At 40.2% G+C, this 25,589-nt stretch carries 27 protein-coding genes; 15 read left to right on the forward strand and 12 right to left on the reverse strand.

What is annotated here, in order from left to right:
* The 3 genes from AC5SLP_RS13740 to rpsI all read left to right on the forward strand — a co-directional run bounded on the left by AC5SLP_RS13740 (position 1) and on the right by rpsI (position 3,628).
* A complete protein-coding gene (locus AC5SLP_RS13740; RefSeq protein ID WP_495255730.1) occupies positions 1-2,721 on the forward strand; it encodes a RecB-like helicase in 2,721 nt (906 codons plus the stop codon).
* An 81-nt stretch (positions 2,722-2,802) separates the two neighbouring features.
* A complete protein-coding gene (rplM, locus tag AC5SLP_RS13745) occupies positions 2,803-3,234 on the forward strand; it encodes a 50S ribosomal protein L13 (RefSeq protein ID WP_495255731.1) in 432 nt (143 codons plus the stop codon).
* 1 nt (position 3,235) lies between these two features.
* Positions 3,236-3,628: a 30S ribosomal protein S9 gene (gene rpsI, locus AC5SLP_RS13750; protein WP_495255732.1), complete on the forward strand. Its 393-nt coding sequence runs from the start codon at positions 3,236-3,238 to the stop codon at positions 3,626-3,628.
* Between the two features lie 121 nt (positions 3,629-3,749).
* Here the strand turns inward: rpsI and AC5SLP_RS13755 are convergent, their stop codons facing one another.
* Positions 3,750-4,034: a hypothetical protein gene (locus AC5SLP_RS13755; protein WP_495255733.1), complete on the reverse strand. Its 285-nt coding sequence runs from the start codon at positions 4,032-4,034 to the stop codon at positions 3,750-3,752.
* Positions 4,035-4,149: 115 nt separating this feature from the next.
* Between AC5SLP_RS13755 and cutA the strand changes: the two genes are divergently transcribed.
* The 3 genes from cutA (at position 4,150) to AC5SLP_RS13770 (ending at position 6,240) form a co-directional block, all read left to right on the forward strand.
* A complete protein-coding gene (gene cutA, locus AC5SLP_RS13760; protein ID WP_495255734.1) occupies positions 4,150-4,482 on the forward strand; it encodes a divalent-cation tolerance protein CutA in 333 nt (110 codons plus the stop codon).
* A 130-nt stretch (positions 4,483-4,612) separates the two neighbouring features.
* Complete coding sequence (gene purT, locus AC5SLP_RS13765) at positions 4,613-5,773, forward strand: formate-dependent phosphoribosylglycinamide formyltransferase (RefSeq protein WP_495255735.1); 1,161 nt, start codon at positions 4,613-4,615, stop codon at positions 5,771-5,773.
* Positions 5,773-6,240, forward strand: a complete 468-nt coding sequence (locus AC5SLP_RS13770; RefSeq protein WP_495255736.1) for a 2-thiouracil desulfurase family protein — start codon at positions 5,773-5,775, stop codon at positions 6,238-6,240. The genes purT and AC5SLP_RS13770 overlap by 1 nt, the downstream gene beginning before the upstream one ends.
* Before the next feature lie 9 nt (positions 6,241-6,249).
* Here the strand turns inward: AC5SLP_RS13770 and AC5SLP_RS13775 are convergent, their stop codons facing one another.
* The 4 genes from AC5SLP_RS13775 to AC5SLP_RS13790 form a co-directional block, all read right to left on the reverse strand.
* Complete coding sequence (locus AC5SLP_RS13775) at positions 6,250-7,395, reverse strand: iron-containing alcohol dehydrogenase (RefSeq protein WP_495255737.1); 1,146 nt, start codon at positions 7,393-7,395, stop codon at positions 6,250-6,252.
* 185 nt (positions 7,396-7,580) lie between these two features.
* A complete protein-coding gene (locus AC5SLP_RS13780; protein WP_495255738.1) occupies positions 7,581-7,871 on the reverse strand; it encodes a YciI family protein in 291 nt (96 codons plus the stop codon).
* Between the two features lie 11 nt (positions 7,872-7,882).
* Positions 7,883-8,245: an MmcQ/YjbR family DNA-binding protein gene (locus AC5SLP_RS13785; RefSeq protein ID WP_495255739.1), complete on the reverse strand. Its 363-nt coding sequence runs from the start codon at positions 8,243-8,245 to the stop codon at positions 7,883-7,885.
* 1 nt (position 8,246) lies between these two features.
* Complete coding sequence (locus AC5SLP_RS13790) at positions 8,247-8,810, reverse strand: DNA-3-methyladenine glycosylase I (RefSeq protein WP_495255740.1); 564 nt, start codon at positions 8,808-8,810, stop codon at positions 8,247-8,249.
* 70 nt (positions 8,811-8,880) lie between these two features.
* Here AC5SLP_RS13790 and AC5SLP_RS13795 point away from each other — a divergent pair, with 70 nt between their 5' ends.
* Together AC5SLP_RS13795 and AC5SLP_RS13800 are read left to right on the forward strand one after the other, a co-directional pair.
* The gene (locus AC5SLP_RS13795; RefSeq protein WP_495255741.1) at positions 8,881-9,756 is read left to right on the forward strand and encodes an AraC family transcriptional regulator; all 876 of its coding nucleotides are present in this window, start codon (positions 8,881-8,883) and stop codon (positions 9,754-9,756) included.
* Between the two features lie 59 nt (positions 9,757-9,815).
* On the forward strand, positions 9,816-10,358 hold the full coding sequence (locus tag AC5SLP_RS13800; protein WP_495255742.1) for a YbhB/YbcL family Raf kinase inhibitor-like protein: 543 nt from the start codon (positions 9,816-9,818) through the stop codon (positions 10,356-10,358).
* Positions 10,359-10,391: 33 nt separating this feature from the next.
* Here AC5SLP_RS13800 and AC5SLP_RS13805 read toward each other — a convergent pair whose 3' ends face one another.
* Complete coding sequence (locus tag AC5SLP_RS13805; protein ID WP_495255743.1) at positions 10,392-10,961, reverse strand: GNAT family N-acetyltransferase; 570 nt, start codon at positions 10,959-10,961, stop codon at positions 10,392-10,394.
* A 238-nt stretch (positions 10,962-11,199) separates the two neighbouring features.
* On the opposite strand from AC5SLP_RS13805, the gene AC5SLP_RS13810 reads away from it, so the two are divergent.
* The 3 genes from AC5SLP_RS13810 (at position 11,200) to AC5SLP_RS13820 (ending at position 14,680) form a co-directional block, all read left to right on the forward strand.
* Positions 11,200-12,777 (forward strand): peptide-binding protein, encoded by a 1,578-nt coding sequence (locus tag AC5SLP_RS13810; RefSeq protein WP_495255744.1) that lies wholly within the window; start codon positions 11,200-11,202, stop codon positions 12,775-12,777.
* A 74-nt stretch (positions 12,778-12,851) separates the two neighbouring features.
* Positions 12,852-13,868 carry an OmpA family protein gene (locus AC5SLP_RS13815; RefSeq protein WP_495255745.1) on the forward strand — a complete coding sequence of 339 codons (1,017 nt, stop codon included), beginning with the start codon at positions 12,852-12,854 and terminating at the stop codon, positions 13,866-13,868.
* Between the two features lie 17 nt (positions 13,869-13,885).
* Positions 13,886-14,680 carry a mechanosensitive ion channel family protein gene (locus AC5SLP_RS13820; protein ID WP_495255746.1) on the forward strand — a complete coding sequence of 265 codons (795 nt, stop codon included), beginning with the start codon at positions 13,886-13,888 and terminating at the stop codon, positions 14,678-14,680.
* Positions 14,681-14,689: 9 nt separating this feature from the next.
* Here AC5SLP_RS13820 and AC5SLP_RS13825 read toward each other — a convergent pair whose 3' ends face one another.
* Positions 14,690-15,487 carry a DUF4197 domain-containing protein gene (locus AC5SLP_RS13825; RefSeq protein ID WP_495255747.1) on the reverse strand — a complete coding sequence of 266 codons (798 nt, stop codon included), beginning with the start codon at positions 15,485-15,487 and terminating at the stop codon, positions 14,690-14,692.
* 69 nt (positions 15,488-15,556) lie between these two features.
* Here AC5SLP_RS13825 and AC5SLP_RS13830 point away from each other — a divergent pair, with 69 nt between their 5' ends.
* Both AC5SLP_RS13830 and nifJ read left to right on the forward strand, forming a co-directional pair.
* Positions 15,557-16,195, forward strand: coding sequence for an HAD family hydrolase (locus AC5SLP_RS13830; RefSeq protein ID WP_495255748.1), 639 nt, complete (start codon positions 15,557-15,559; stop codon positions 16,193-16,195).
* 187 nt (positions 16,196-16,382) lie between these two features.
* On the forward strand, positions 16,383-19,952 hold the full coding sequence (gene nifJ, locus AC5SLP_RS13835; protein ID WP_495255749.1) for a pyruvate:ferredoxin (flavodoxin) oxidoreductase: 3,570 nt from the start codon (positions 16,383-16,385) through the stop codon (positions 19,950-19,952).
* A 63-nt stretch (positions 19,953-20,015) separates the two neighbouring features.
* Here the strand turns inward: nifJ and AC5SLP_RS13840 are convergent, their stop codons facing one another.
* The 4 genes from AC5SLP_RS13840 to AC5SLP_RS13855 all read right to left on the reverse strand — a co-directional run bounded on the left by AC5SLP_RS13840 (position 20,016) and on the right by AC5SLP_RS13855 (position 23,222).
* Positions 20,016-20,210, reverse strand: a complete 195-nt coding sequence (locus AC5SLP_RS13840; protein ID WP_495255750.1) for a hypothetical protein — start codon at positions 20,208-20,210, stop codon at positions 20,016-20,018.
* Positions 20,211-20,412: 202 nt separating this feature from the next.
* Positions 20,413-21,183 (reverse strand): hypothetical protein, encoded by a 771-nt coding sequence (locus tag AC5SLP_RS13845; protein WP_495255751.1) that lies wholly within the window; start codon positions 21,181-21,183, stop codon positions 20,413-20,415.
* Complete coding sequence (locus AC5SLP_RS13850) at positions 21,173-21,409, reverse strand: hypothetical protein (RefSeq protein ID WP_495255752.1); 237 nt, start codon at positions 21,407-21,409, stop codon at positions 21,173-21,175. The genes AC5SLP_RS13845 and AC5SLP_RS13850 overlap by 11 nt, the downstream gene beginning before the upstream one ends.
* Complete coding sequence (locus AC5SLP_RS13855) at positions 21,402-23,222, reverse strand: Na/Pi cotransporter family protein (protein WP_495255753.1); 1,821 nt, start codon at positions 23,220-23,222, stop codon at positions 21,402-21,404. Before AC5SLP_RS13855 ends, AC5SLP_RS13850 begins: the two co-directional genes overlap by 8 nt.
* An 83-nt stretch (positions 23,223-23,305) precedes the next feature.
* Between AC5SLP_RS13855 and luxS the strand changes: the two genes are divergently transcribed.
* Both luxS and sstT read left to right on the forward strand, forming a co-directional pair.
* Positions 23,306-23,803, forward strand: a complete 498-nt coding sequence (gene luxS / locus AC5SLP_RS13860; protein ID WP_495255754.1) for an S-ribosylhomocysteine lyase — start codon at positions 23,306-23,308, stop codon at positions 23,801-23,803.
* 104 nt (positions 23,804-23,907) lie between these two features.
* Positions 23,908-25,116 (forward strand): serine/threonine transporter SstT, encoded by a 1,209-nt coding sequence (sstT, locus tag AC5SLP_RS13865; protein WP_495255755.1) that lies wholly within the window; start codon positions 23,908-23,910, stop codon positions 25,114-25,116.
* Between the two features lie 23 nt (positions 25,117-25,139).
* Here the strand turns inward: sstT and AC5SLP_RS13870 are convergent, their stop codons facing one another.
* Positions 25,140-25,553, reverse strand: a complete 414-nt coding sequence (locus tag AC5SLP_RS13870; RefSeq protein WP_495255756.1) for a hypothetical protein — start codon at positions 25,551-25,553, stop codon at positions 25,140-25,142.
* Positions 25,554-25,589 lie beyond the last annotated feature (36 nt).

Here is a 25,589-nt window from a genome sequence, read left to right on the forward strand (position 1 = left end):
ATGGCTATTAAACCTTATTTAGCGCTAGAAGCCAGTGCGGGTAGTGGCAAAACGTTTGCTTTGACGGTACGTTATTTAGCACTTTTATTCATGGGTGCAAACCCGCAAAAGATTGTCGCACTCACCTTTACCAATAAAGCGGCCTCTGAGATGAAAAGTCGCATCTTTGAAACACTGAAACATTTAGAGTCTAAAGATGAATTAGAAGCTTTGTCACAATTAACACAGATGTCAAAAAATGAGCTTTTACATGTAAAAGAAACTATTTTGCATACGCTGTTGCAAGCGGATATTAACATCGCTACATTGGACTCGTTTTTTGCGATGATTCTACGCCATTTTTCACTCAACCTTGGCATTCAGCCTGATTTTAGCATCTCCAACAAAGCAATGGATGAAGCTTTGGTAGAGCGTTTTATACAAGGCTGTAAAACGAAAAATCTTTACCACGCGTTAATTGCCTTTAGTGTGGGGGAAGACAAGCGTTTGGGAGATATTTTTGCGCTATTGCATACGTTGTATCAAAAAAAATCAGAACTTGACTTGACCACATTGCCCCAGCATGCATTTCCTCTGTTTCAACCTGTCTTAGACATCTTAACGCGTCTTCAATGCCTTTTTGAAGAGCGAGGTGCTTCTTCAAGTGTGTTGGCAACGTTTCATGCCACAACGCTCAGTGAAGTCTTGGAAAAGAAATATTTGGAGCGCGAAGACTTTGATTATTGGAGCTATAAAAAGTATGCGGATGAAACAACAACGGCGCTATTACGTGAACTAAAGCAAGTGCTCAATCGCTACATTAATGAGAAAGAAGCGTATGTGTTAGGACAGCTTGGCGCATTGTATCAGCTGTATGAGCAAAGCATTGATGGGCTTATCCAAGAGTTTGGCGAATTGGCGTTTGATGATGTGACCAATCTTTTGTACACTCTTTTACGCCATGAGATTGACAAAGATTTTCTCTACTTTCGATTGGATGGCACGATAGAGCATCTTTTGATTGATGAATTCCAAGACACAAGCATTGTGCAGTACCAAATTTTATTGCCTATTATTGAAGAAATTAGAGCAGGGCAAGGCGTTAAAGCCTTTAAAACGCTTTTCTTTGTCGGAGATATTAAGCAGTCGATTTACCGATTTAGGGGTGGTGCGAAAGAGTTGTTTGGTTATGCGAAAGAGAGTTTGCATTTAGAAGTCGATGCTTTGTATACCAATTACCGCAGCACTTCGCGCATTGTTTCGTTTGTCAATGAACTTTTTCAGGGGAAAATTAAAGGGTATGAACCTCAAAAAGTGGCGCAAAAAGAAGAAGCAGGTTACATTAAAGTGTGCATGGATGAGCGTGTTGAAGGACAGCTCTTAGAGGCATTAGGCTGTTTTTTAGCAAAAGGGATTGCGCCTAAAGATATCGCTATTTTGGTGCATACCAATAAAGATGCCAAAGTCTTCAAAGAGCTCATCAATGAGCATTTTGAACATTTACATGTCAGGCTTGAAGCAACGCTTCGTTTGGTTGATACCCCACGCATCAAGATGTTACTAGCGCTTTTAAAATACTGCTATTTTCACGATGAACTTTACCGCGCGCAGTTCTTAACGCTGAGTGCGCAATCATGGCTGACTCCTGTGTCTTACAATGCGAAAGATTTAGAGCTTTCACCTTTGGCTCTGTTAAGCAAGCTTATCGAAGAGCACCATTTATTTGATGGCAGTAATGACATGCTCAGCTTCCTTGAAGTGGCAAGCCGTTATGAGGATATCGAAACCTTTTTGTTTGCGTTAGAGGACCTAAGTGATGAGGCTAAAAGTGAAGATACAGACGGACTTCGCGTTTTGACGATTCACAAGTCCAAGGGCTTAGAATTTGAACATGTAATTTTGTGCGACAGACTGACCAAGGAGAACAATCGTAGCGATACATTGCTATTGCACTACGATGAGGTGACTATCAAAGGGGTTTATCTGAACATGAGCAAACGAGAGCATATTGACTCTTTGTACGCCAAAGCCAAAGAGCATGAGCGTCATTTGCAAGATGAAGACAGGTTAAATGCGTTGTATGTTGCCATCACGAGGGCAAAACGTTCTTTATGGGTCTGTGCGAAAGAGCAAAACAGTGCGTTTACTTCTTTAGGGCTTAGTGTCTGTGAAAGAGGTGAAATAACGCACATCATCAAACCAGAAATGTATGCACCAGAGACATTAAAACTGTATCCCCAGTCGCGTTATGGTGCACAAGAGGTGACGCATGTGGAAATGGATGAACCCTCTCACGAGATAGCAGCGATTAGTTTTGGTATCGCACTACATTATTTGTTAGAAATGATGGAATCTTTTGACCAAGAAGCTTTAAAAAGAGCTTTTATTGCATTACAGAATCGTTATGCGCCGATACTCGATGAAGCGACTTTACATGCCTTGTATCAGCGTGGAGAGCATCTGATTGCTGATACAGCATTTATGGCATTGGTAGATGGCGCAATTGTGCATAAAGAACAACCGCTTATGTATCAAAAAGAGCGTAAGCAGATTGATCTTTTACTTGAATTTGAAGATAAAATGGTGATTGTAGATTATAAAAGTTCACAAAAAGATGCTTCTAAACATCATGCGCAAGTGAAGCTGTATCAAGAAGCTTTGACGCAGATGTATGCTGTTCCTATAGAAGCTTATATCTGCTATCTTCTTCCTAACGGAGTCGAGCTTGTCAAAAGCTTATAATACACTTAATTTAAGCTGTATGTAAGCATAAATTAATTACACTTGCACTTCGTTAAATAAATACGTCAAAGGTTATGACAAATGAAAGCTACACAAGCGATTAAGCCAAGCGAAGTTAAACGCGACTGGATCGTAGTGGATGCTGCTGGTAAGAGATTTGGTAAAGTCCTTACAGAAGTAGCAACACTGCTTAGAGGAAAACATAAACCTTATTTTACTCCAAATGTTGATTGTGGTGATTTCGTTATCATCATCAATGCGGAAAAAGTAGAGTTTAGTGGAACAAAATTAGACACAAAATTGTATCACAGACACACAGGATATTTCGGTGGCGTTAAAACTGAAAAATTGGGTGATCTATTAACCAACAACCCAGCTAAATTGTATAGACTTGCAGTAAGAGGAATGTTACCAAAAACAAATCTTGCTAAAGAGATGATCAAAAAGCTGAAAGTTTATGCCGGTAGCGAACATCCACATACCGCACAAATTAGCAAGGCAGAGGTAAAGTAATATGGCAAAAGTATATGCAACTGGAAAAAGAAAAACAGCTGTCGCTAAAGTATGGGTCAGCGCACCTGGTAAAGGTACTATCACTGTTAATGGTATTGATTTTGAAGCATGGCTTGGTGGTCATGAGACCATTAAAAAACGTGTTCGCCAACCGCTTGCTCTTACAAAACAAGAAGCAAGCTTTGATATCGTAGCTGACACTTTAGGTGGCGGTTATTCAGCGCAAGCGGATGCACTTCGTCATGGTATCTCTAAAGCACTTGCTTCTATGGATGCAGACTTTAGAGCAATCCTTAAACCATACGGTTTATTGACTCGTGACTCAAGAATTGTTGAGCGTAAAAAATACGGTCGCAAAAAAGCAAGAAGAAGTCCTCAGTTCTCAAAACGTTAATGATTTACTTCAAGGAATCATTCAACGTTTCCTTGAAAACGTTAATGATTCTTTTGCAAAAGTCTTTCGAGACTTTTGTGCTTTGTGCAAGGGATTTTCCCTTGCATCTTTTTTATCCTTTTTAATAATTCGCTAACTCTTGAATCAATATCCTTACGTCATCTTTATCAAAAAAAAGATTAAATTCCAGCTCTTTGGCAAAGACTTTCAATAAATCTGTTTTCTTCTTTGTTCTCTCTTCTGTGTCGTTGATATTTGAAAGTTCTTTACGCAGTCTTTGTTGATATTTCAGGCGTATCTCTTCTTGTTTTTGGGCTTTGGTCTTGGGTTGTTTATGGGGCTTAAGAAGAAGATACAAAAATCCAAGGGCTACAAGAATGACAAATACATTGGTGAATGATTCCATGAAAAACCTTTACATGTAAAAGAGGATAGACGAGCGTTACTATGCTAAAATTCCACAGATACACTTGATTCTACATCAGTTTTACTTAGAGCATGATTGCTGTTAGGAGAAAATTATGGGTTCTTATTGTTTGATTATCACGACGTTTCCCAATGAACAAAGCGCTAAAGATGCCACGTATCTTTTGTTGGAGAAAAAACTTGCTGCGTGTGTTCAAATGAATGCTATTCAAAGCTTTTACCATTGGGATGGAGCATTATGCGAAGAGCCTGAGCAGCGCCTAGTGATTAAAACGCGCTCGTCTTTATTTGAAGCTATTCAAACACTCTTGCTCGAATATCATCCTTATGAGTTACCTGAAATCATTCAAATACCCATTGAAAAAGGTTTAGAAGCCTATTTGGATTGGGTGGAAATAGAAACAAATTCTTTACATGTAAAAAAATGAATCGCATGTTAAAGGGGGTTGTTTGATGCTTTGTAAAAATTATCTCAAGAGATACTAAAAAACAATGTAGTACCTTTGTCTTAAAGCACTTTTGTGTAAAATAGTTCAAAACTAACACAAAGAGGAAGCCATGCATTTCACCACTCCCCTTAAAAGTAACAGTACAAAAATTATGCTCGTCGGAAGCGGCGAACTCGGTAAAGAAGTCGTTATCGAAGCCTCTCGTTTAGGCATCGAGACCATTGCCGTCGATTCATATCCTAATGCTCCGGCACATCTGGTTGCTAATAAAAGCTACGTCATCAATATGAAAAACAAAGACGATTTGCTGGAGGTGATCCGCCGTGAAAAACCGACCTACATTTTGCCAGAGATTGAAGCGTTGAGCATTGATGCATTGATTGAAGCAGAAAAAGAGGGATATTGCGTCATCCCCAATGCGGATGCGGTGAAAAAGACGATGAACCGTAAAAACATTCGCGAGTTTGCCGCCGAAAAATTAGGGCTAAAAACGAGCAACTATCTTTTTGTCAAAACGCTTGAAGAGTTGCAAAATGCGACGAAAGTTTTAGGCATTCCTTGTGTCGTAAAACCCGTTATGAGCTCCTCAGGTCATGGTCAAAGCGTGATTAGAAGCGAGGCGGACATTCAAAAATCGTGGGAAATCGCCAAAGAAGCTAGAGGCGACGCAAGCGAGTTGATTGTCGAAGAGTTTGTCAAATTTGACTACGAAATCACGCTTTTAACCGTTCGCAACGGTAAAGAGACCGTCTTTTGCGAACCGATAGGGCATATTCAAGAAAACGGCGATTACGTTTTGAGCTGGCAGCCAGTGCCCATGAAGCCTGAAGTGCTTACCAAAGCTCAAGTTATGGCAAAAACGGTCACCGACGGTTTAGGCGGAAGAGGGCTTTTCGGCGTCGAGTTTTTCGTGAAAAACGATGAGGTCTATTTTTCTGAGCTTAGCCCCCGCCCACACGATACGGGAATGGTCACGCTCATCACCCAATCTCAGAGTGAATTTGCCTTACATGTCAGAGCCGTTCTTGGCTTACCGCTTGATTTTACCTTTTACGGCGCAGGTGCAAGTGGAGCATTTAAAAGCCTTCAAGAAGAGCATTTACCCACATTAAGCATCCCTGAAAGTGCATTTAGCAAGAACTCGTTCGTGCGTGTTTTTGGAAAACCCGTGAGCCATGTGGGGCGTCGTATGGCGGTGGCGTTGGTGCTCGATGAGGTGGAAGCAGCGAAGAAAAAAGCCAAAGAGATCGTCTCAGCTATCATTGGATAATGAAGCGAAAAATTCTCATCAGTGCCTGTTTAATCGGCGAAAACGTCAAATACGACGGCGGCAATAACGCCTTGCATGTAAAGGTAGTAGAGCAGTGGAAGCAAGAGGGGCTTTTGGTTCCTCTTTGTCCCGAAGTGTTAGGTGGACTTTCAACGCCTCGAACGCCTTGTGAAATTGTCCAAGGCATACAACGCGTACTCACGCAAATGGGCGAAGACGTGACACAGGCGTTTGAAAAAGGCGCTAAGGAAAGCCTCCGCATCGCAGAAGAAGAGGGCGTTTGCATGGCGATTTTAAAAGCCAGAAGCCCATCGTGCGGCAAAGGCATCGTTTACGACGGAAGTTTTACGCATACGAATGTTAAAGGCGACGGTCTTACATGTAAACTTTTACAAGAAAATGGCATTGTCGTTTTTAGCGAAGAAGAGCTTGATTTAGCCGAGGCATTTTGGAAGTCAAAGGGGTAAAAACCCCTTTTATGCGTTGTGTAAAATTTCTTCGATTGTTTCTTGAGTGTATTCATCGTCCATGCCCCAAAAGATGGCCGTTTGCGCGGCGTTTTTGGCGATGGTGGGAATGTCGCTTTTACCAATGTTTGCTTGTTTTAAACTCACAGGTGCACCTATTTTCTCAAACCACGCTTTTAACGCTTCAATGCCTTCTTTGGCACTCTCTTTCTTGAAAATTTCATCGGCAAAACGTTTGAATTGCGCCTTGTTGTGTTTTTTATACCACTGCATCCATGCCGGAATAATAATAGCAAGTCCCGCACCGTGCGCGATGTTAAAGAGTGCGGATAAGGAGTGTTCGATCATATGGTTTGGAAAACGCGTTGCATTGGTACCGGCGGTGGTTGAACCGTTGAGTGCTTGCGTTGCCGCCCACATAAATTCAGCTCTTGCCTCATAATCTTTTGGTTTTTTGAGCAAAATTTCAGTCGTCTCCATCACCGTTTTGACGATGGTCTCGACCATACGTGATTGAAAATGCGGCTGATGGCTTGCCGTAAAATACCCTTCAATGACATGCGCGATAATATCTACCGCTGAATACGCCAAATAGTCGTTGGGGACGCTTTGGGTGAGGGTAGGGTTGAGAATGGAAAGACGCGGATAGATGTACTCGGAGCGAATCGAAAATTTTTGCTTCGTCTCTTCGTTGGTGACGACTGCAAAGCCATTCATTTCGCTTCCAGTGGCTGCTAGGGTCATGACGGCATAAACGGGCAGAGCGCTTTGAATATCGGCTTTACCGATAAAAAAGTCCCAAACGTCGTTTTTGCATAAAGTGCCTACGGCAATCGTTTTGGCGCTATCGAGTACCGAACCGCCGCCGATAGCCAAGATGGCTTGGACATTCTCTTTTTTAGCGAGTTTAATGCCCTCTTTGACTTTGGAGAGCTTTGGATTGCTAACGATGCCGCAAAGTTCCACCCAGTCAATGCCGTTTTCTTTGAGCGAAGCGGTTATCGTGTCGTATAAACCGTCTTGTTTAATGCGCTCGCTTCCATAACAAAGTAAAATTTTTGTGAAGCCATCATGCTTCATTGCTTCGCCGATATGTTTCTCTTTCTCTTTTCCGAATTCTATTTTTGTGGGATTATGGTAGGTAAAATCTGTCATCCTCGTATCTCCTTGTGAATGAGTTAGTATTACATTATAAGTCTTTTTGTCAAAAAAGCGATAGATAATTTATGCAAAATTATTGCCTAATACTGTACAAGGTGTTTTTATATGTAAATGCAAAACCACGTGATAATGATGCAATCAAACACGTAAGTGAGCGATGTTTCTCCGTGTGCAAGGCTTTAGCGGTGCGTTAAAAAAGCAAGTTCTGCTGCCGTCATTGTTGGTGTAAATTCAGTAATCTCATACGTTGCTACGCCATGCATTTTAAATGGGTCATGAGTGAGAATCGTCTCAATATCGTCTTTTGTACTAGCAATTGCTAAGATAATGCCTCCATCGCGTGGTACTTTACGGCCTGAAGCTAAAAAAACACCTTGTTCATAATAGGTTTTTAAAAATTCAATATGCGCATTGAGATGTGCCTCTACTTCAGAGAGAGGTTTTTGATAGGTCAAAGAGATAATAAACACGAAAGCTCCTATTATAAATTGCGAATAAACGATTGCATTTTTTTTGAAAGAGAAGCAAAAACAAGGTCATATGAGTCATCTATCCATTCAAAGAGCAAAGCCTCATCGACTTCATCTTCCTCATCGCAGATAATTGTATTCCAATGTTTTTTGTTCATATGATACCCCGCAATGACATAGGTGTACATTTCACGAAGTTCACGTGCATAATAGGGGTCACACTTTAAATTGATGCGAGGGGCATTGCTTGCTTCATCGATGAGTGCAAAAATTTTATTGCCGACCTTATAGACGGCGGTTGTCTCATCAAAGGGGTACTCTTTAACCGCACCCATATGCCCCATGCAATAATGATGTAAAATTTCAAAGGTCATTTCATTTGCATCCACAGCTGTTTTCGTGGTCGTTCACCATGCCACACGCCTGCATAAATGCGTAGATGGTTGTAGAACCGACAAATTTGAAGCCTCTTTTTTTTAAATCTTTGGTCAAGGCATCTGAAATACTTGACGTGCAAGCGGCGGTTTTATAATTGGGTACATCGTTGATAATCGTTTTGCCATTCACATAATTCCAAAAATAGGCGTCAAGGGAGCCAAATTCTCGGATGATGGCTTGAAAGAGTTTCGCATTGGCAATAATGGCTTCGATTTTTGGGCGACTTTTGATGACTTCGCCTTCTTCTAAAATACGTTCAACATCCATTTCGCCTAAATGAGCAACTTTTTCAAGAACGAAGTTTGAAAAGGCATGGCGATAACCTTCTCGTTTTTTAAGGACCGTGAGCCAGCTCAGTCCCGCAGATTGCGTCTCAAGGCAGAAAAGTTCAAACAGCGCTCTATCATCATGCAGAGGCTTTCCCCACTCCTCATCATGGTATGCCACGTAAGTAGGGTCATTCAGTTTGAGCCAACCGCAGCGTGAAAAATTTTGTGTCATTTTTTCTTCTCCTTAAAGAAGTATCATGCTAAGATTGTAGCTAAATAGAGTTAATGAACAGGAAATACAGATGTCTATTCATGTGCTTGAATATATTAAAAAAAATTATAAAGAGCATCTGCTTGAAGTGCAAGGTGTCGTAGTAGCGCGTTATTTCTCTGTCCGTGATCATTATAAAGCAGAAGCGTATATGGAGCAAAATCTTCTGAATATTATTTTAGAAGGGACTAAAACACTGCATACACATAACGGCGATATTGAAGTGCATGCGGGTGAAGCTTTCTTTTTATCGCGTGGTGAATACGTCATGAGTGAAGTGTGTGAAGGCGGACATTACGCGTGTTTGCTTATTTTTTTTGATGAGAAAGTTATCTCACGTTGGTTGTCGCCTATTTTGGAGAAAATGCCTTTACATGTAAAAACGTCCACACCTTCTTCTTGTTGCAAAATTGAGCTTACTTCTTCGATACAAAGTACGGCACTTTCGCTTTTACCTTTTCTTGAACACAAACCGCCTTTTGTTGAGAAGCTTTTGGTTTTAAAATTGCAAGAACTGTTGTTGTTGCTTTTAGGCTCTAATGAGGGCTGCACGTTGGCTTCTTATTTTCAAACGCTGCTTCCTAGAGGCATTGTGCTGAAAGAGTTTATGGAAGAGTCTTTTACCCAGCCGTGGAGTATCGCTGAATTCGCAAAGCATAGTGGCAGAAGCTTGAGTGCGTTTAAAACAGAGTTTAAGTCTGTATTTCAAACTTCGCCCATGCAATGGATACTCAAAAAGCGCGTGGAACGTACACGTTTTTTAATTGAAAAAGGCGGACTCAGTATTGGAGAAGCCTCTTTTAGGGCAGGTTTTAAAAGTCAATCACACTTTACACGTCTTTTTAAGGCGCAGTATATGCAGACACCTAAAAACTTCATAGATAAAAAATCAAACCTTACAGACTAACACTAAAAAACCGTTTACATGTAAAATAGATTAAAATTTTAGCAGTAAAAGGAGAGTCAATGAAATTAGGTTATGTCGGGAGCCTTCTTGTATCGGTTGGGCTTAGTGCTCTTTTTGCGGGGGAATTTACGCTTTTAAGTAATGATCTTGCAGGACAACTTACGAAAACGCAAGAGGCTTCTGTCTTTGGATGCGATGGCAAAAACATTTCACCCGAATTGCACTGGATGAATGCACCTGCTGGGACAAAAAGTTTTGCTGTAACGGTTTATGATCCTGATGCACCCACGGGAAGTGGTTGGTGGCACTGGGTTGTTTTTAATATTCCTGCCACCACGCAAGCTTTGCCCAGTGGATTTGGAAGCAGTAGCCCAACAGGTACCTTGCCTATTGTGCAAAGTGTAACCGATTATGGTAGCGCTGGATTTGGTGGCGCATGTCCTCCTAAGGGCGATAAAGCACACCGTTACGTATTTAGCGTTTATGCTTTGAGTGTGGAGAAACTGGATTTACCGCAAAACACTCCAGCAGCACAAGTAGGATTTATGCTCAATGCCAATGCGATTGCAAAAGCAACGATGGTCTCTTATTATAAACGCTAAGCCTAATAGGCAAATGCGGAGTGCATTTGCCTATTAAAATGATTTGGTGCTTAATGGTTTAGAGGTGTCATAGACCAATTCATAGTAGTGATTGTTATTAAATGAGAACTCTTGAATGACTTTAAGTCCAAGTCTTGAGTGTGCATTGAAAGAGCGTTGGTTCACTTTGTTGATAAACGTAACCAAGATAGGATAGCGTTTATGCATCTCTTCTCGCGCAAATTCAAAGAGTGCTTCTAAAACACCGCTTCCTCTTACGCTTTTATCAATGCACACCGGTCCGTATTGGTAAGAGTTTTCTGTGGTGATGGTTTGTCCCAGGTAATTTAGATTGGGAAGGTCTTCAATCATCTGAGTGAAAATAGGCCAAATAGAGCAAAATTTCCAAGACCCACACATAATATACGCGACAACATTTCCCTCATTTTGTGCGATAAACAAGCCTTGTTCTTCTTGAATGAGTTGTGTAAGGTGCGCTTTGGTAAAGGAGGTTGTGACAAAGCCGTCTTTTTTATCTTCAGGAGAGATGGAATCTATTTGGTATTTTGAATGCAGTGCCAATACGCCGTCTATATCGTCAGGTGTTGCGATACTAAGGTTCATTTTTTTCCTTTTGTCTATCGTATTTTGTAAAATTTTGTGCTTATCTTAACACTTCAAGAGGTAAAATGCTATAAAAGAGATAAAAAAAGTCTTATTAACTTTTTGTTTACGAAAGATTAATAGAGCGTTTAAACTATTTGTTTATACTTTCACTACCAAGACAATTACCTCCTTTTTGTGTAGAACTTAACCATTTTAAAAATCAGCTTCCAGATTGCCCGGTCTGGAAGCTTTTTTTATGCCCAATTTTTCAGAAACACTATTTGATGCCTTAGCCTTCCTTCGCAGTGAATATGTTATAATCTTTCGCATGAAAACACTCTTTTTAATCTTATTCTTTTTTACATGTAATAGTATAGCAAGCACCTTGCACTTGGCGATTTCTGCCAATCCAAGTCGGCTTAATCCTATCCTTTCCACCGATAAAACCAGCGCTGATGTCGCCAAATGGATGTTTAATTCATTGGTCACGTATGATAAAAATGCCAAAGTGATTCCAGAATTGGCGCAAAGCTACCACTTTGTGGATGATACCACGCTCATTTTTGAACTGAGGCATGACGTGACATGGAGCGATGGTGTCCCTTTTAGTGCTAAAGATGTGCTTTTTACTTACAACACCATTTTATCTCCTAAGATTTTTACACCGTACTCTTCAAGCTTTACGCATATTTTACATGTAAAAATGTTGGATGATTTTACGGTGGAAGTGAAATACAAATATCCGTACTTCAAAGCGCTCGAAGTGTGGATGATGGAAATTTTGCCAGAGCATCTTTTAAAAAATGAGACCGATTTGATGACCAGTAAGTTTAACCAAGCTCCCATTGGCACGGGACCTTATATCCTCAGTCATTTTGAAATTTCACACGATATTACCCTCAAAGCCAATCCGCATTATTTTATTCACAAACCCAATTTAGATGAGATGATTTTTCACTATCTTCCCGATAGGTCTTCTGAATTTTTAATGCTTAAGTCGGGAAAACTGGATGTTGGCTCGCTAAGCCCTTTACAAGTAGAGCGACAAATCAATGATGATTTTAAAAAGCAATACACCATTTATGACGAAACAGGTTCTAGCTATTCGTACGTAGGGTTTAATTTAAAGTCTGAAAAATTTAAAGACCCTCGTGTTCGTGAAGCTATCTCTTTGGCGATTAATCGTCAAGAGTTGGTCGATATTTTATCCTTTGGGCACGGAAAAGTGTGTACGGGTCCTTTTTTACCAGGAACAGGAGCATTCAATAGTGATGTAAAAGCCCCCAAACAAGATATTGCTAAAGCCAAAGCGCTCTTAAAAGAAGCAGGGTATGATGAAACTCATCCTTTAGAATTTGTTTTAAGTACCAGTGCCAATGGCAGTGGAAGTTATGCCGCCCAAATTCTTCAGTACCAACTTCAAAAAGCGGGAATTGTAATGAAATTGCGTATCATGGAGTGGCAAGCGTTTCTCAATACCGTCATCTTACCGCACAATTTTGAAACCGTTCTTTTAGGGTGGTCTTTATCAATCAAACCCGATGCATACAGCATTTGGCACAGTGAATCGATGCGAAAAGGCGGCTTTAACTTTATAGGTTATGAGAATCATGAGGTAGATACACTGATTAAACAGGCGGAAAAGACGGTAGATCAGAGTCAATTTGATGCTATTTACCGTAAGATTTTTGCCAAAATTGTTGCGGATAATCCCTATCTTTTTTTAGTCATTCCCAATGATATTACCGCTGTCAATAAGCAAATCACACCGGTTTCAAGCTCTATTATAGGAATCACGCATAATTTAATTGATTGGCAGAAGCCAATTCCCTGATTTTTTTGTGATTTTATGTTATAATTTGCATTCACTTCAACTCTTAGAAATATTAGTTTAATAAGGATTAAATCATGAAAAAAACATTGTTTTCATTAGCCGCTCTTGCAACTTTGGCGTTTGCTACACCAACAGCTTACAACTATGAGATTACACCAACTATCGGTGGTGTTTTACCAGAAGGTAATCTAGACCTTAAAGACCAACTTACTTACGGTCTAAGATTTGGTATTAACCTTGACAATAGTATCTTTAGTCAAGTCGAACTTGGTTATGACAGATCAGACAACATTGACTATAAAGCAGGTAGAACAGACCATACTGATTTTAACCGTTACTATGGTAACTTGGTTAAAGAGTATAAAATGACTCCAGAGACAGCATTGTATGCATTGGTTGGTATTGGTTATGAAGACGTCAGTAATGAGCAATTGGATAATAAAGACAGCATGTTTGCACAATACGGTGGTGGTGTAAAATACTGGGTGACTGATCGTTTTGCACTTAAAGCAGAAGTTCGTCATGCAATTAAATTTGATCACGGTGACAACAACTTATTTTATAGCCTAGGCTTTAGTATTCCATTCGGCGAAAAAGCGGCTCCAGTAGTTGCAAAAGCGGAACCAGCACCTGTTGCTCCAGCACCAGTGATGAAAATGGCTCCAAAAGATAGCGATGGTGATGGCGTAACGGATGACAAAGACAAATGTCCAAATACACCAAAAGGTACGGTTGTTGATGCTGATGGATGTACAAAAGTAATTCGTTTACATGTAAAATTTGATTTTGATAAATCAACTGTAAAACCAGAATTTATGCCTGAAATCCAAAAAGTAGCAGATTTTATGAAACAAAACCCAGGTTATAGTGTTGTTCTTGAAGGTCATACTGACTCTAAAGGAAGTGACGCTTATAACATGAAACTTTCAGACCAACGTGCAAAAGCAGTTGCAAAATCATTGGCGACACTTGGTGTTCCTGGTGCAAAAGTAACAACGGAAGCATTTGGTGAGAGTAAACCAATCGCAACAAACGATACAGAAGCAGGACGCGCTGAAAACAGAAGAGTTGATGCAGTCTTTAAAAAATAGTTAGAGAGTATTTCTAGATGGAATTAAGCTGGGCAGTTGTGATGAATTTCATTACCCTTTATGGGGTGAAGTTCGTCGCCTCCTTGCTTATTTTCATTATTGGTAAAAAAGTCGCCCACATTTTAACAACGCTCGTTGTTAGAGGGATGCAAAAATCAAACATTGATGAAACTATCACGCGTTTTTTTCACACCATTATTTACGGCGGATTGCTGGTTGTTATTGTTTTGGCTGCCCTGAGTAACCTTGGTATCAATACAACATCGTTTATTGCTGTTTTAGGTGCCGCAGGTCTTGCCATTGGCTTAGCGCTTCAAGGAACTCTCTCCAATGTCGGAGCGGGTATCTTACTGATTTTCTTTCGCCCTTTTCGCATAGGACATACCGTTCAAGTTGCGGGTGAAAACGGTACGGTTGAAGAGATTAACCTTTTTAGCGTTGTGTTGCGAAGCCCTGATAATAAACAAATTATCATTCCTAATTCAGCCGTGATTGGTAAAACGATAGTTAATTTTTCGATTAAAGAGACAAGGCGCATCGATCTTACGTTTAATATCGGGTATGAAGAGGATTTACGTCTTGCAAAAGAAACCTTGTCCGAAGTCATTTCACGTACAGAAAAAGTGCTCCTAGACCCAGAGCCTTTAGTAGCGGTGAGTGAACTAGCGCCTTTTAGTGTTCGTTTGGTAATACGCGTGTGGGTTAAGAATGAAGACTATGCCCCCGTTACATTTGAAATGATTGAAAATGTTAAATTGGCATTTGATGCCAAGGGGATAAGATTTGCTCATCCACCTTTGGCAGGTACGTAGAAGCCTAATTTATTTTCCAAAGACATCGGCAATAATTTTACTTCCACTGGCAATTGGATTACTGCGTAACGCTTTTTCTTTCTCAGCAATCATATAAAAAAGTCCATCCAATGTTTTCCTTCCTACATAATCTTCAATACTCTCATCACTATTAGGAACCGCATCGCCCATACCTAAACCCTTGGCAAGGGATGAAGCTTGTCCAATAAGAGCGTTATTCGCAAGTCCTGATGTCGCGCCATTGCTTCCACCGGCAAATCCTTTAAGACTCTGATACGAACTCATGACTTTATTGTCATTTATGCTCTCTTTGACAATGGGCATAATGGCTGTGAGTAATTTCGTACCAGCCTTGCTTTTGAAATAATCCGTTGCCGCTGTGTTCGAACCACTGACAATGGATTTTGCATCTTCAACACTCATCGCAGAAATGGTATCACTTAAGATAGAAGCTGTTTTGGGCACCGCTTTGGAGGCCGCTGTATTCATTGTTTTCACAAAATCATCCACATAACTTTTTCCACCCAATTTTTCTGCGGCACTGGCAATGGGTTTTAAAGACGTAGGCAATGGAATTTTGACCGCACTGTTACTTAAAAATCCATCCTCTTTTCCCAGCAATGAAACCGCCTGCTTTGCTCCCAAACTGAGCGCTTCTTTGACCCCTGATGTTGCACTGCTTTGTGATGTTGTGGAGCCTGTATTACTTGTTTGTTGCGTTGTCGCACTTATGGCAGAGTTCAGTGTATCTTGCCAAGCGGCACTAAGCATAAGTGGAACTAAAAGAATCAGCGTTTGTTTTAGCATGTATCTCCTTTTTAATGGTGTTAGGATTATAATATACCTTTACATGTAAAAGGACTATTAAGGCTGAAAATGAAGACAATTTTATTTGATTTAGATGGAACACTGATCGACTCAACCGATGCGATCATAGAAAGTTTTGGCGTCGCGTATGAAACATTTGGAAAGAGTATTCCCGATGATGAAGCCATCAAAAAATTGATAGGACATCCGCTGGATTTGATGTTTACAATGCTGGGAATTGATGCCTTAGAAGCCAATGATTATGTTGCGGCTTATAAAGAACATTACCGCCTCATTTCACGCAAAAAAACGACCCTTTTACCGCTAGCAAGTGAGGCGATTAAGCAGGCTTCAAAAATTGCAACGCTTGGAATTGTGACGACAAAAACAGCGCGTTACTCAGAAGAATTGATGGAGCATTTAGGGGTGATGCACCACTTTAAAGTGCTTATAGGGAGAGAAAATGTAACACATCCCAAACCACATCCTGAACCCATTCAAAAAGCACTTTTTGCTCTCAATGCAGATCCCATGCAAACATGGATGATTGGTGATACCCCGATGGATTTAATCTGCGCAAAAGAAGCTGGAGTCCAAGGAATAGGCGTTTTGTGCGGTTATAGTACCAAATTTGATTTGCAAAAACATACCTCTTTTATTGTGCACGATGCTCTGGATGCTGTGAAATTAATTGCACAAGATAAATAGATTTGTTATATCTTTATCATATTTTTAGACTATCATTTTGCGTAGGGCTTGGTTAAACTTTTATTAAATCATCGAGGCTTTAGTTTCATTTATGAGTTATTAAGAGAATGCCAAGTAGAATGAGATAATCATCGGTTAGACGCATGGTTAAAACGAATAAATGAAAACATTAACTAAGGGGAATTTAATGGCTAAAGTCATGAAAACTATGGATGGTAACGAAGCTGCTGCATATGCATCGTATGCGTTTACCGAAGTTGCTGGTATTTATCCAATTACACCTTCTTCACCAATGGCAGATTTTACAGATATCTGGGCTGCACAAGGTAAGAAAAATTTATTTGGAATGCCTGTAAAAGTTGTTGAGATGCAAAGTGAAGGTGGTGCTGCTGGTACTGTTCACGGCTCACTTCAAGCAGGAGCTCTTACAACGACTTATACCGCTTCACAAGGTTTGTTACTTAAAATCCCAAATATGTATAAAATGGCAGGTGAGTTGTTACCGAGTGTAATTCATGTAAGTGCCCGTACTTTAGCAACCCATGCACTTTCTATTTTCGGTGACCATCAAGATATTTATGCTGCACGTCAAACCGGTTATGCAATGCTTTCTTCTGGTTCTGTTCAGCAAGTTATGGATTTAGCAGGTGTTGCTCACTTAGCGGCAATTAAAGGACGTGTTCCATTCTTACATTTTTTTGATGGCTTTAGAACATCGCATGAAATTCAAAAAATTGAAGTGATGGACTATGCAGTATTTGATAGACTTTTAGACAAACAAGCCGTTCAACGTTTCCGTGATGAAGCGCTTAACCCTGAAGCTCCAAAAACCAGAGGTACGGCTCAAAATGATGATATCTATTTCCAAGGCAGAGAAGCACAAAACAAATTTTATGACGCATTGCCTGATATCGTAGCGCATTATATGGCTGAAATCTCAAAAGAGACAGGTCGTGAATATAAACCTTTTACCTACTATGGCGCAAAAGATGCAGATCGTGTCGTTGTTGCGATGGGTTCAGTGACAGAGTGTTTAAAAGAGACGATTGATTATTTAATGGGTAAAGGCGAAAAAGTTGGTCTTGTTACACCACATCTTTACCGCCCATTTAGTGTCAAATATTTAATGGACGTTATGCCAGAATCAGTCAAAAAAATCTCTGTTTTAGATAGAACCAAAGAAGCTGGCTCTATTGGCGAGCCATTGTATCTTGATATGAGAGCCGCATTCTACGGACATGCAAATGCTCCAATTATCGTAGGTGGACGTTATGGTCTTTCTTCAAAAGACGTTGACCCTGCACAAATGTTAGCGGTATTTGAGAACCTCAAATTAGATGCTCCTAAAAATGATTTTACGGTAGGTATCGTTGATGACGTTACGTTTAAATCATTAGATGTAAAAGAAAAAATCAGTTTGGGTGATCCTGCAACAAAAGAGTGTTTATTCTATGGTCTTGGTGCGGACGGTACTGTTGGTGCGAACAAAAGTTCAATTAAAATCATCGGTGATGAAACAGATATGTACGCGCAAGCATATTTTGCGTATGACTCCAAAAAATCAGGTGGTTTCACACGTTCTCACCTCCGCTTTGGTAAACAACCTATTCGCTCAACGTATTTAGTTTCCAATCCTCACTTTGTCGCCTGTTCCGTCGCGGCATACTTAGAGTTGTATGACGTGGTTGATGGTATCCGTGAAGGCGGTACATTCTTACTCAACTCTATCTGGGATGCAGAAGAGACTGTTCAAAAAATTCCAAATAAAGTCAAAAGAATCTTAGCAGAGCGTAAGGCAAACTTCTACATTATCAACGCAACAAAACTTGCCCGCGATATTGGACTAGGTAATCGTAGCAATACCATTATGCAATCTGCTTTCTTCAAACTTGCCGAAATTATTGATTTTGAAAAAGCGCAAGAATTCATGAAAAAACAAGCGTACAAATCGTATCACAAAAAAGGTGAGCAAATTGTTGAGCTTAACTATAAAGCGATTGATGTTGGCGCGAGTGGTCTTATTAAAGTCAATGTTGATCCAGCATGGGCTAACATTAAAGATGACGTAAAAGTTCAAGCAGAGGTTAAATACAAAGGTACGCCATTTGTCGAAGCGATTGTGAAACCAATGAATGCTGCAAAAGGCGATAGCTTACCGGTTTCTGTTTTTAATGGCTATGAAGATGGTACGTTTGAGCATGGAACCACACAGTTTGAAAAACGTGGTGTGGGTGTCATGGTTCCAAAATGGATCGAAGAGAATTGTATCCAATGTAACCAATGTGCATTTGTATGTCCACACGCGGTTATTAGACCATTCTTGATTAATGATGCAGAACTTGCTGCGGCACCAGAAGGTGTTAAAGCACATGCACTTGATGCAAAAGGCAAAGAGTTTAAAGAGAAAAATTTCAAATACAAAATTCAAGTTTCTTCACTGGATTGTACAGGCTGTGACCTTTGTGCTGAAGCGTGTCCAACCAAAGAAAAATCACTTGTCATGGTTCCACTTGAAGAGAGCTTAGAAGCAGGTGAGCAAGAAAATGCTGATTACCTCTTCAAAAAAGTAACGTACAAAGATGATATCTTGGCGAAAAACAGCGTTAAAGGTGCTCAATTTGCACAGCCACTGTTTGAGTTCCATGGTGCATGCCCCGGTTGTGGTGAAACACCATACATTACGCTTGCAACACGTTTGTTTGGCGATAGCATGATGATTGCCAATGCAACAGGTTGTTCTTCTATTTATGGTGGTTCAGCGCCTTCAACACCGTACCGCAAAAATGATAAAGGTTTTGGTCCGGCATGGGCGAACTCATTGTTTGAAGATAATGCAGAGTTTGGTTTGGGTATGCATGTTGCTAATGAAACCATTCGTCATCGTATTCAAATGGTGATGGAGCAATCTCTTGAGAAAGCGCCAAATGCCATTGCTGCGTTGTACAAAGACTGGTTAGAATTTAGAGATGACAGAGCAAAATCTGCTGAAATTCGTAATCTTCTTGTGCCATTATTAGAAGCAAATCCAACAGCCGCAGGCGCTGAGACAATCTTAAGTATTAAACAATATATCTCTAAAAAATCTCAATGGATTTTCGGTGGAGATGGTTGGGCTTACGATATTGGTTACGGTGGTTTGGATCATGTTATTGCCAGCGGCGAAGATGTTAATATCTTAGTGTTAGATACTGAGGTGTACTCAAATACCGGTGGTCAAAGTTCAAAATCGTCTCGTGCAGGTTCTATCGCTCAATTTACAGCGGCTGGAAAACCAAGTCAGAAAAAAGACCTTGGTTACATCGCAATGACATACGGCAATGTTTTTGTAGCACAAATCAACTCTAACGCATCTGCGGCACAAACGATTAAAGCCTTTGAAGCGGCAGAAGCATATCCTGGTGTATCTTTGATTATCGCTTATTCTCCATGTATCGCTCATGGTATCAAAGGCGGTTTAGGAAAATCAGGTAATCAAGGTGAACTTGCAACAAAATGTGGTTACTGGCCAATTTATACCTATGACCCACGTCTTGAAGCTGAAGGACAAAATCCTGTTAAGATTACAGGAAAAGAGCCTGATTGGTCATTGTATGATGACTTCTTGATGAATGAAGTTCGTTATGCGTCACTCAAAAAATCTAATCCAGAACATGCGCAAGCATTGTTTGAACACAATAAAAAAGATGCGCAACGCAGATGGAGACAGTTAAACCGTCTCGCGAAAGCGGATTTCTCAGATGAGAAAGTAGAGGCGTAAGCCTTTACTTTGAAGAGGAGAGCATGTCTCTCCTCTTTTTTTTTACTTTAAACGAACTTCGACTTAACGACTAAATTCCGCTTCTACCGCTGCATTTGATTTCACAACATCACCACTTCCATGAATGATATGTGGGATACAGCTTGTACAAACATGAATCTCTTCACCATTTTTCATTGCTTTAATAAAAACAGCTCCAACACTCTCTTCACTGGTGCGTAAGCAGACATTGCAGATTTGAACATTATTGATTTCCATTGATAACTCCTCGTTGATTTTGGCGTATTATAGTGAAAAAAAAGCCCGAAAAGATTGAGCGAGATCAAGTTTTATCTTTCAAGATTTTCATAAAACGTTTACATGTAAAACTTCTGCCAACACCGTTGGCAAGCTTTAGTAGCCAAGTGCAACGTAGCCAAAGAGCTTTGCTACTTGGCGTATAAGCGTTTTGAAAAAACGTCTATAAAAACAACACTACGCTAATCATCGCTTCTATGCCAATATCTACAGGCTCAATGCCAATGAGTCTGGCGCTATTTTTAACATGAAAGATGATTTGGCTAAAGAGTATTTCAAAGTTAAAATTAGACGGGTTTAGCAAGGTTTCTTTATGCGTTTGTAGCGAGACAATGGAATCTAAAAGTTCTTTAGACAGCGTTTGTCCGCTTTGAAGTTTGTTTTGAAGCTCTACTTGCCAGTTGTTTTGCCACGTTAAGAAAAGATATTTGCCATTGGTGTCTTTTGCCGTTTTGACTTTCCACTTGATTACTTCGAGGTAATAGTAGAGTTTTTTAAATGCCGCTTGATCGTAAACAAGAGTTGTAATCTGATGACCTTCTCCTATCCTATAGCTTTCCCAAATGAGCTTATAGAGACCTAAGATAAGAAAATCATTTCGTTCAGGAATAGTTGGATTTTTATCAAAAGCCACCCTTAAATAATCATCGTACGTCTTGAGGTATGTTCCATTGAATTTCATACGAATGGTATTTTGAGACGTGCGCATTTCGTTGATAATATAATCACGACTGGTTTTACTGTATGCATTTGGATTGCGTAGGTCAAGCTTTTCTTTATAGGTGATGAGGTTTGCAATGATGCGTTTATAGTCTTGATTGAGAGCGGTTGCTCCTTTTGATTGAAGCACTTCTCCTAATTTATCTTGATTTTCACTCACGCACCCTGAAAAAAATACAAGGCAGAATACTGCAACAATACAACTAAACTTCATCCAATATCTCTTTGCCTTTTTTGATTTGCTTTTTAATAATCTTAATACTATCATGAATTGCTTCACGTTTAATAAGGTCATTTTCCTCTTTGAGCTCTTTTTTAAGGCTGATACGCCTGAGTTTGAGTTTTTTCACCAGCTCTTTAATCGTTTGTTTGGTATTCTCTTCACGGGTATTGATACCAAAGAGCTCTTTGATTTTACGCATTAACTTTGTACTAGGCATTTCCTTCTCCTTTGCTCTTGGTAAGATCATGCACTTCTGTTTCATTCAAAATGAGCGCTTCACGTCCTTCTTTAAGGTCCTTTTCTTCATGAATAAAAAGAACATGCGCAACTTTGCTCAGCTCAGACGCGATGGTAAACGCATAGCTTGTGTCGTTCATCAAAGATGTTGCCATCGAGTAACTGATTTTATTGGTACGAATGAGATTGTCCAGCGATTTATTGGCTGCAATGTCGTATTTTTGCGCATCCAGTTTGAGTTTACTTAGAAGTAAAACCGCTACGTCCTCTTCGCTGGTGTTAAAAATAAGTTGCATGGTTCGTAGCTGTTTAATGAGGTTTTTGCGAATATGATTGTACTCATTTTTGATATCTTCATTATCGGATTCAATATACCGCACCATATTTTTTTGCATATGCTTAGCCGCTTTAAACGCTTCGACAATACTGATATTGGCATTTTTGATGGGGATAATATCGCGAATGCTCTCTTCTCCAAATTTACCTTGTGCCATAATGGCAAAGCTGATGATTTTTCCATAAATATCTTTGATACGGTGTTCATAATAGACATCCATATTGACAGGCATTGCGCTGTTGCGTAGATGGATAATATCATCAATTTCCATGCCTGAAGTGATATCTTCTTTGGTAACACTCAGCCCTTCTGCAATAATTTCAAAGGCATTATTGTAAAGATGTTTTGTCTCTTTGATGAGCACCGAATGCGCGGTTGTCGGAAAATCGAGGGCGGCATCGTTGATAAAATAGACATCATCCCTCAGACTGAGAGCGGTTTTGGCAGGTTTAAAGACGCGATTGAGCACATGAACCAATACGGGTACAAAAGGAATAAACAGCGTAACGCCAAGCGCATTAAAGTAGGTATGAAACAGTGCTAGTTTTAACATATAATTTTCAGGGGCAATACCTAAAAAATTTGCTGAAAAGTCTACAAAACGCATAAATTGTGGCATCAAAACAATCGCAATAATGGCGGTGATGACATTAAAAACCACATGCACCGCCGCTAATTTTTTCCCTTCAAAATCAGCCGTGAGTGCTCCTAAAACAGCGGTGATGGTCGTTCCGACATTTGAGCCTATCGCCAAGGCTAAGGCGTTTTCATAAGTGATTTGTGAGGCGGAGAGTGCAGTGATAATTAACACCAACGTTGCATGCGAAGATTGCATAATAACGGTAGCGGCAATACCAATCACTGTAAAAATCAAAAGACCGCTAAATCCGCTGATAGCGTATTGGGTGAGGTCGATACTTGCTTTAAAGGCATCAAAACCATCTTTCATATAAGCAATACCCAAAAATAAAAATCCAAGCCCCGTTAAAATATAACCGAGTCCTTTACTTTTTTTATCGTTTTGGAAGAGAAACATTGTGCCAAAAATAAGCATCGGCATGGCATAGGTAGCGATATCGACTTTAAGACCCAATCCCGCAATCAGCCAAGCGCCTGTTGTTGTGCCTAAATTGGCGCCAAAAATAATGCCGATACTCTGCTCTAAACTGATGAGTCCCGCGCTGATAAAAGAGATGGTGATAATAGAGATAAGTGAGCTAGATTGCATCAGCGTAGTTGTGACAATACCAAAGAGAAGACTTTTATAAGCCTTATCAGTAAAGGTCTTTAAAATACGCTCTAATAATCCACCTGCAAACGAGCGAAATCCATCTTCTAAGCAAAACATACCGAAGAGAAAAATGGCTACACCCGCGGCAATATTGAGAATGTTTTGGCTGTGAACAAATGTGTAAGAAAGCAGTATCATTGCTGCAATAAGGAGGAGTCGTTTCAAGGCTTTTCCTTTACATGTAAAATGTTCATCGGCCAATTATTGTACACTTTTTTTGCTATAATCGCTTCAAAAAAGGATAACCTATGCCATTACTCGATAGCTTTTGTGTAGATCATGTCAAGATGCCTGCACCTGCGGTTAGAGTCGCTAAAAATATGAAAACACCCAAAGGCGATGACATCACGGTGTTTGATCTTCGCTTTTGCAAACCAAATCACGACATTTTACCAGAACGTGGTATTCATACGATGGAACATCTTTTTGCGGGATTTATGCGCAACCATCTCAATGGTAACGGTGTTGAAATTATTGACATCTCTCCGATGGGATGCCGTACCGGTTTTTACATGAGTCTCATTGGCACACCTGCTCCTGAAAGAGTGGCAAAAGCGTGGAAAGCGGCGATGGAAGATGTTTTACATGTAAAAAGCGAAAGCGATATTCCCGAACTCAATGTGTACCAATGTGGCACTTACACGATGCACTCTTTAGAAGAGGCGCATCACATTGCACAAAACATTCTTTCCAATACGATTGGCGTGATGGACAATGAGGCGTTAAAACTGGTACTTCCAAAATAGTCTCTTTCTCATTTGCGACGATTTAACGATGAAGTAAGAACTTTTTTTATATGATGCAATCTTTTATTGTAAAAAATTAAAATTCATATAAGGTAAGGGTTTTTATGGATCGATTGGTTACAAAATATAGAGAAGGCAATTTAGTTGTGCTCATTCTCATTGGTATGGTGATGGGCATTTTAATTGCTCTCATGTCTCCAACAGCGGCAGCGGCAGTAGCAATTTTGGGCAAATTGTTCGTCGGTGCTTTAAAAGCATTTGCGCCGCTTTTGGTTATGGTGTTGGTCTCTACGGCCATTGCAACAAAAGAAGTGGGTGGTAAAACCGACATCAAGCCGATTATCAAGCTGTATGCGATTGGTACGTTTTTATCGGCATTTTTAGCCGTTGTGGTGAGTTTTGCTTTCCCTGTTACTTTAACGTTAGCTAGCGGCGCACAAGCGGGTGTGACCCCTCCTGATAGTATCATCACCGTGTTAAAAGGGCTCGTGATCAGTATGGTCGATAACCCTATCAATGCTTTGGTTAAAGGCAATTATATTGGTGTGCTAACATGGGCAATCGCGCTTGGTTTCGCATTGCATCACAGTAACCATCAAACGAAACAAGTGATGAAAGACGTGAGTGATGCTATGACACGCATTGTTCGTGGTATTATCCGTTTAGCGCCATTTGGTATTTTGGGCTTGGTTGCTGAAACATTTGCTCAAACAGGTTTTTCGGTACTGTTAAGCTATGGTAAATTAATTGTGCTTTTAGTGAGTACGATGCTCTTTATAGCATTAGTCATCAATCCTTTGATTGTCTATCTTAAACGCCGTCACAATCCGTATCCATTGATTTTTACTTGTTTGAAAGAGAGTGGTGTTACCGCATTCTTTACGCGCAGTTCAGCCGCTAATATTCCTGTGAATATCGCATTGTGTAAAAAATTAGGGCTGAGTGAAGAGACCTATTCTATCTCAATTCCTTTAGGCGCGACAACCAATATGGCAGGTGCGGCGATTACAATTACGATTTTAACCTTAGCAACGGTTAATACACTAGGCATTCATGTCGATGTTCCAACAGCCTTGTTGTTAAGCCTTGTGGCAAGTTTTGCTGCGGCAGGAGCTTCAGGCGTGGCAGGAGGTTCGTTATTGCTGATTCCTTTAGCGTGCGGACTCTTTGGTATCAGCGATGAAATTGCGATGCAAGTCGTAGCTATTGGCTTTTTAATCGGTGTCATTCAAGACTCCTGTGAAACCGCGCTCAATAGCTCCACCGACGTCGTCTTTACGGCGGCATGTTCGACAAAAGAGCTTAATCTATAAACGTTACATGAAATGCTTTGGAACTAGTGTTGGGGCGTGTACTCTAGCTTGGTTCCAAATCCAAGCGTGTTATCGGTGAATTTAAGATAGGAGATAGCAATGCTCCACAGTTTTGGATTCATCGCCAACGCGTAAGGAAAGCGCTTGAAGTAAGCGTGTCTTTGTACTTCGGTAGCCTCTTGAAAAAGCCCACAAAATTGAACCCCTTGAATCTTCCCCACAATCTTTGTTTCTAACGCAACACTCCCTGCAACAGTTTGGTTTAGCAGTGCCTCTTTCGCGTGCCTCGTTTTTTCATCGGTAGCAATGACGAACGCTACCTCGTCTTGGATAAATGCATAAAAACAACTGGCGCAATAGGGCACATTATCGTACGAAGTCGCCAACGTTAAGAGATGGTGTTTTTTTAAAAATGTTGTGATGCGTGGATCAAGCATGGTTATTCCTTTGAAAAAAAGTATAACATATTTTCT

This window comes from Sulfurospirillum sp. E15m (assembly GCF_059415145.1).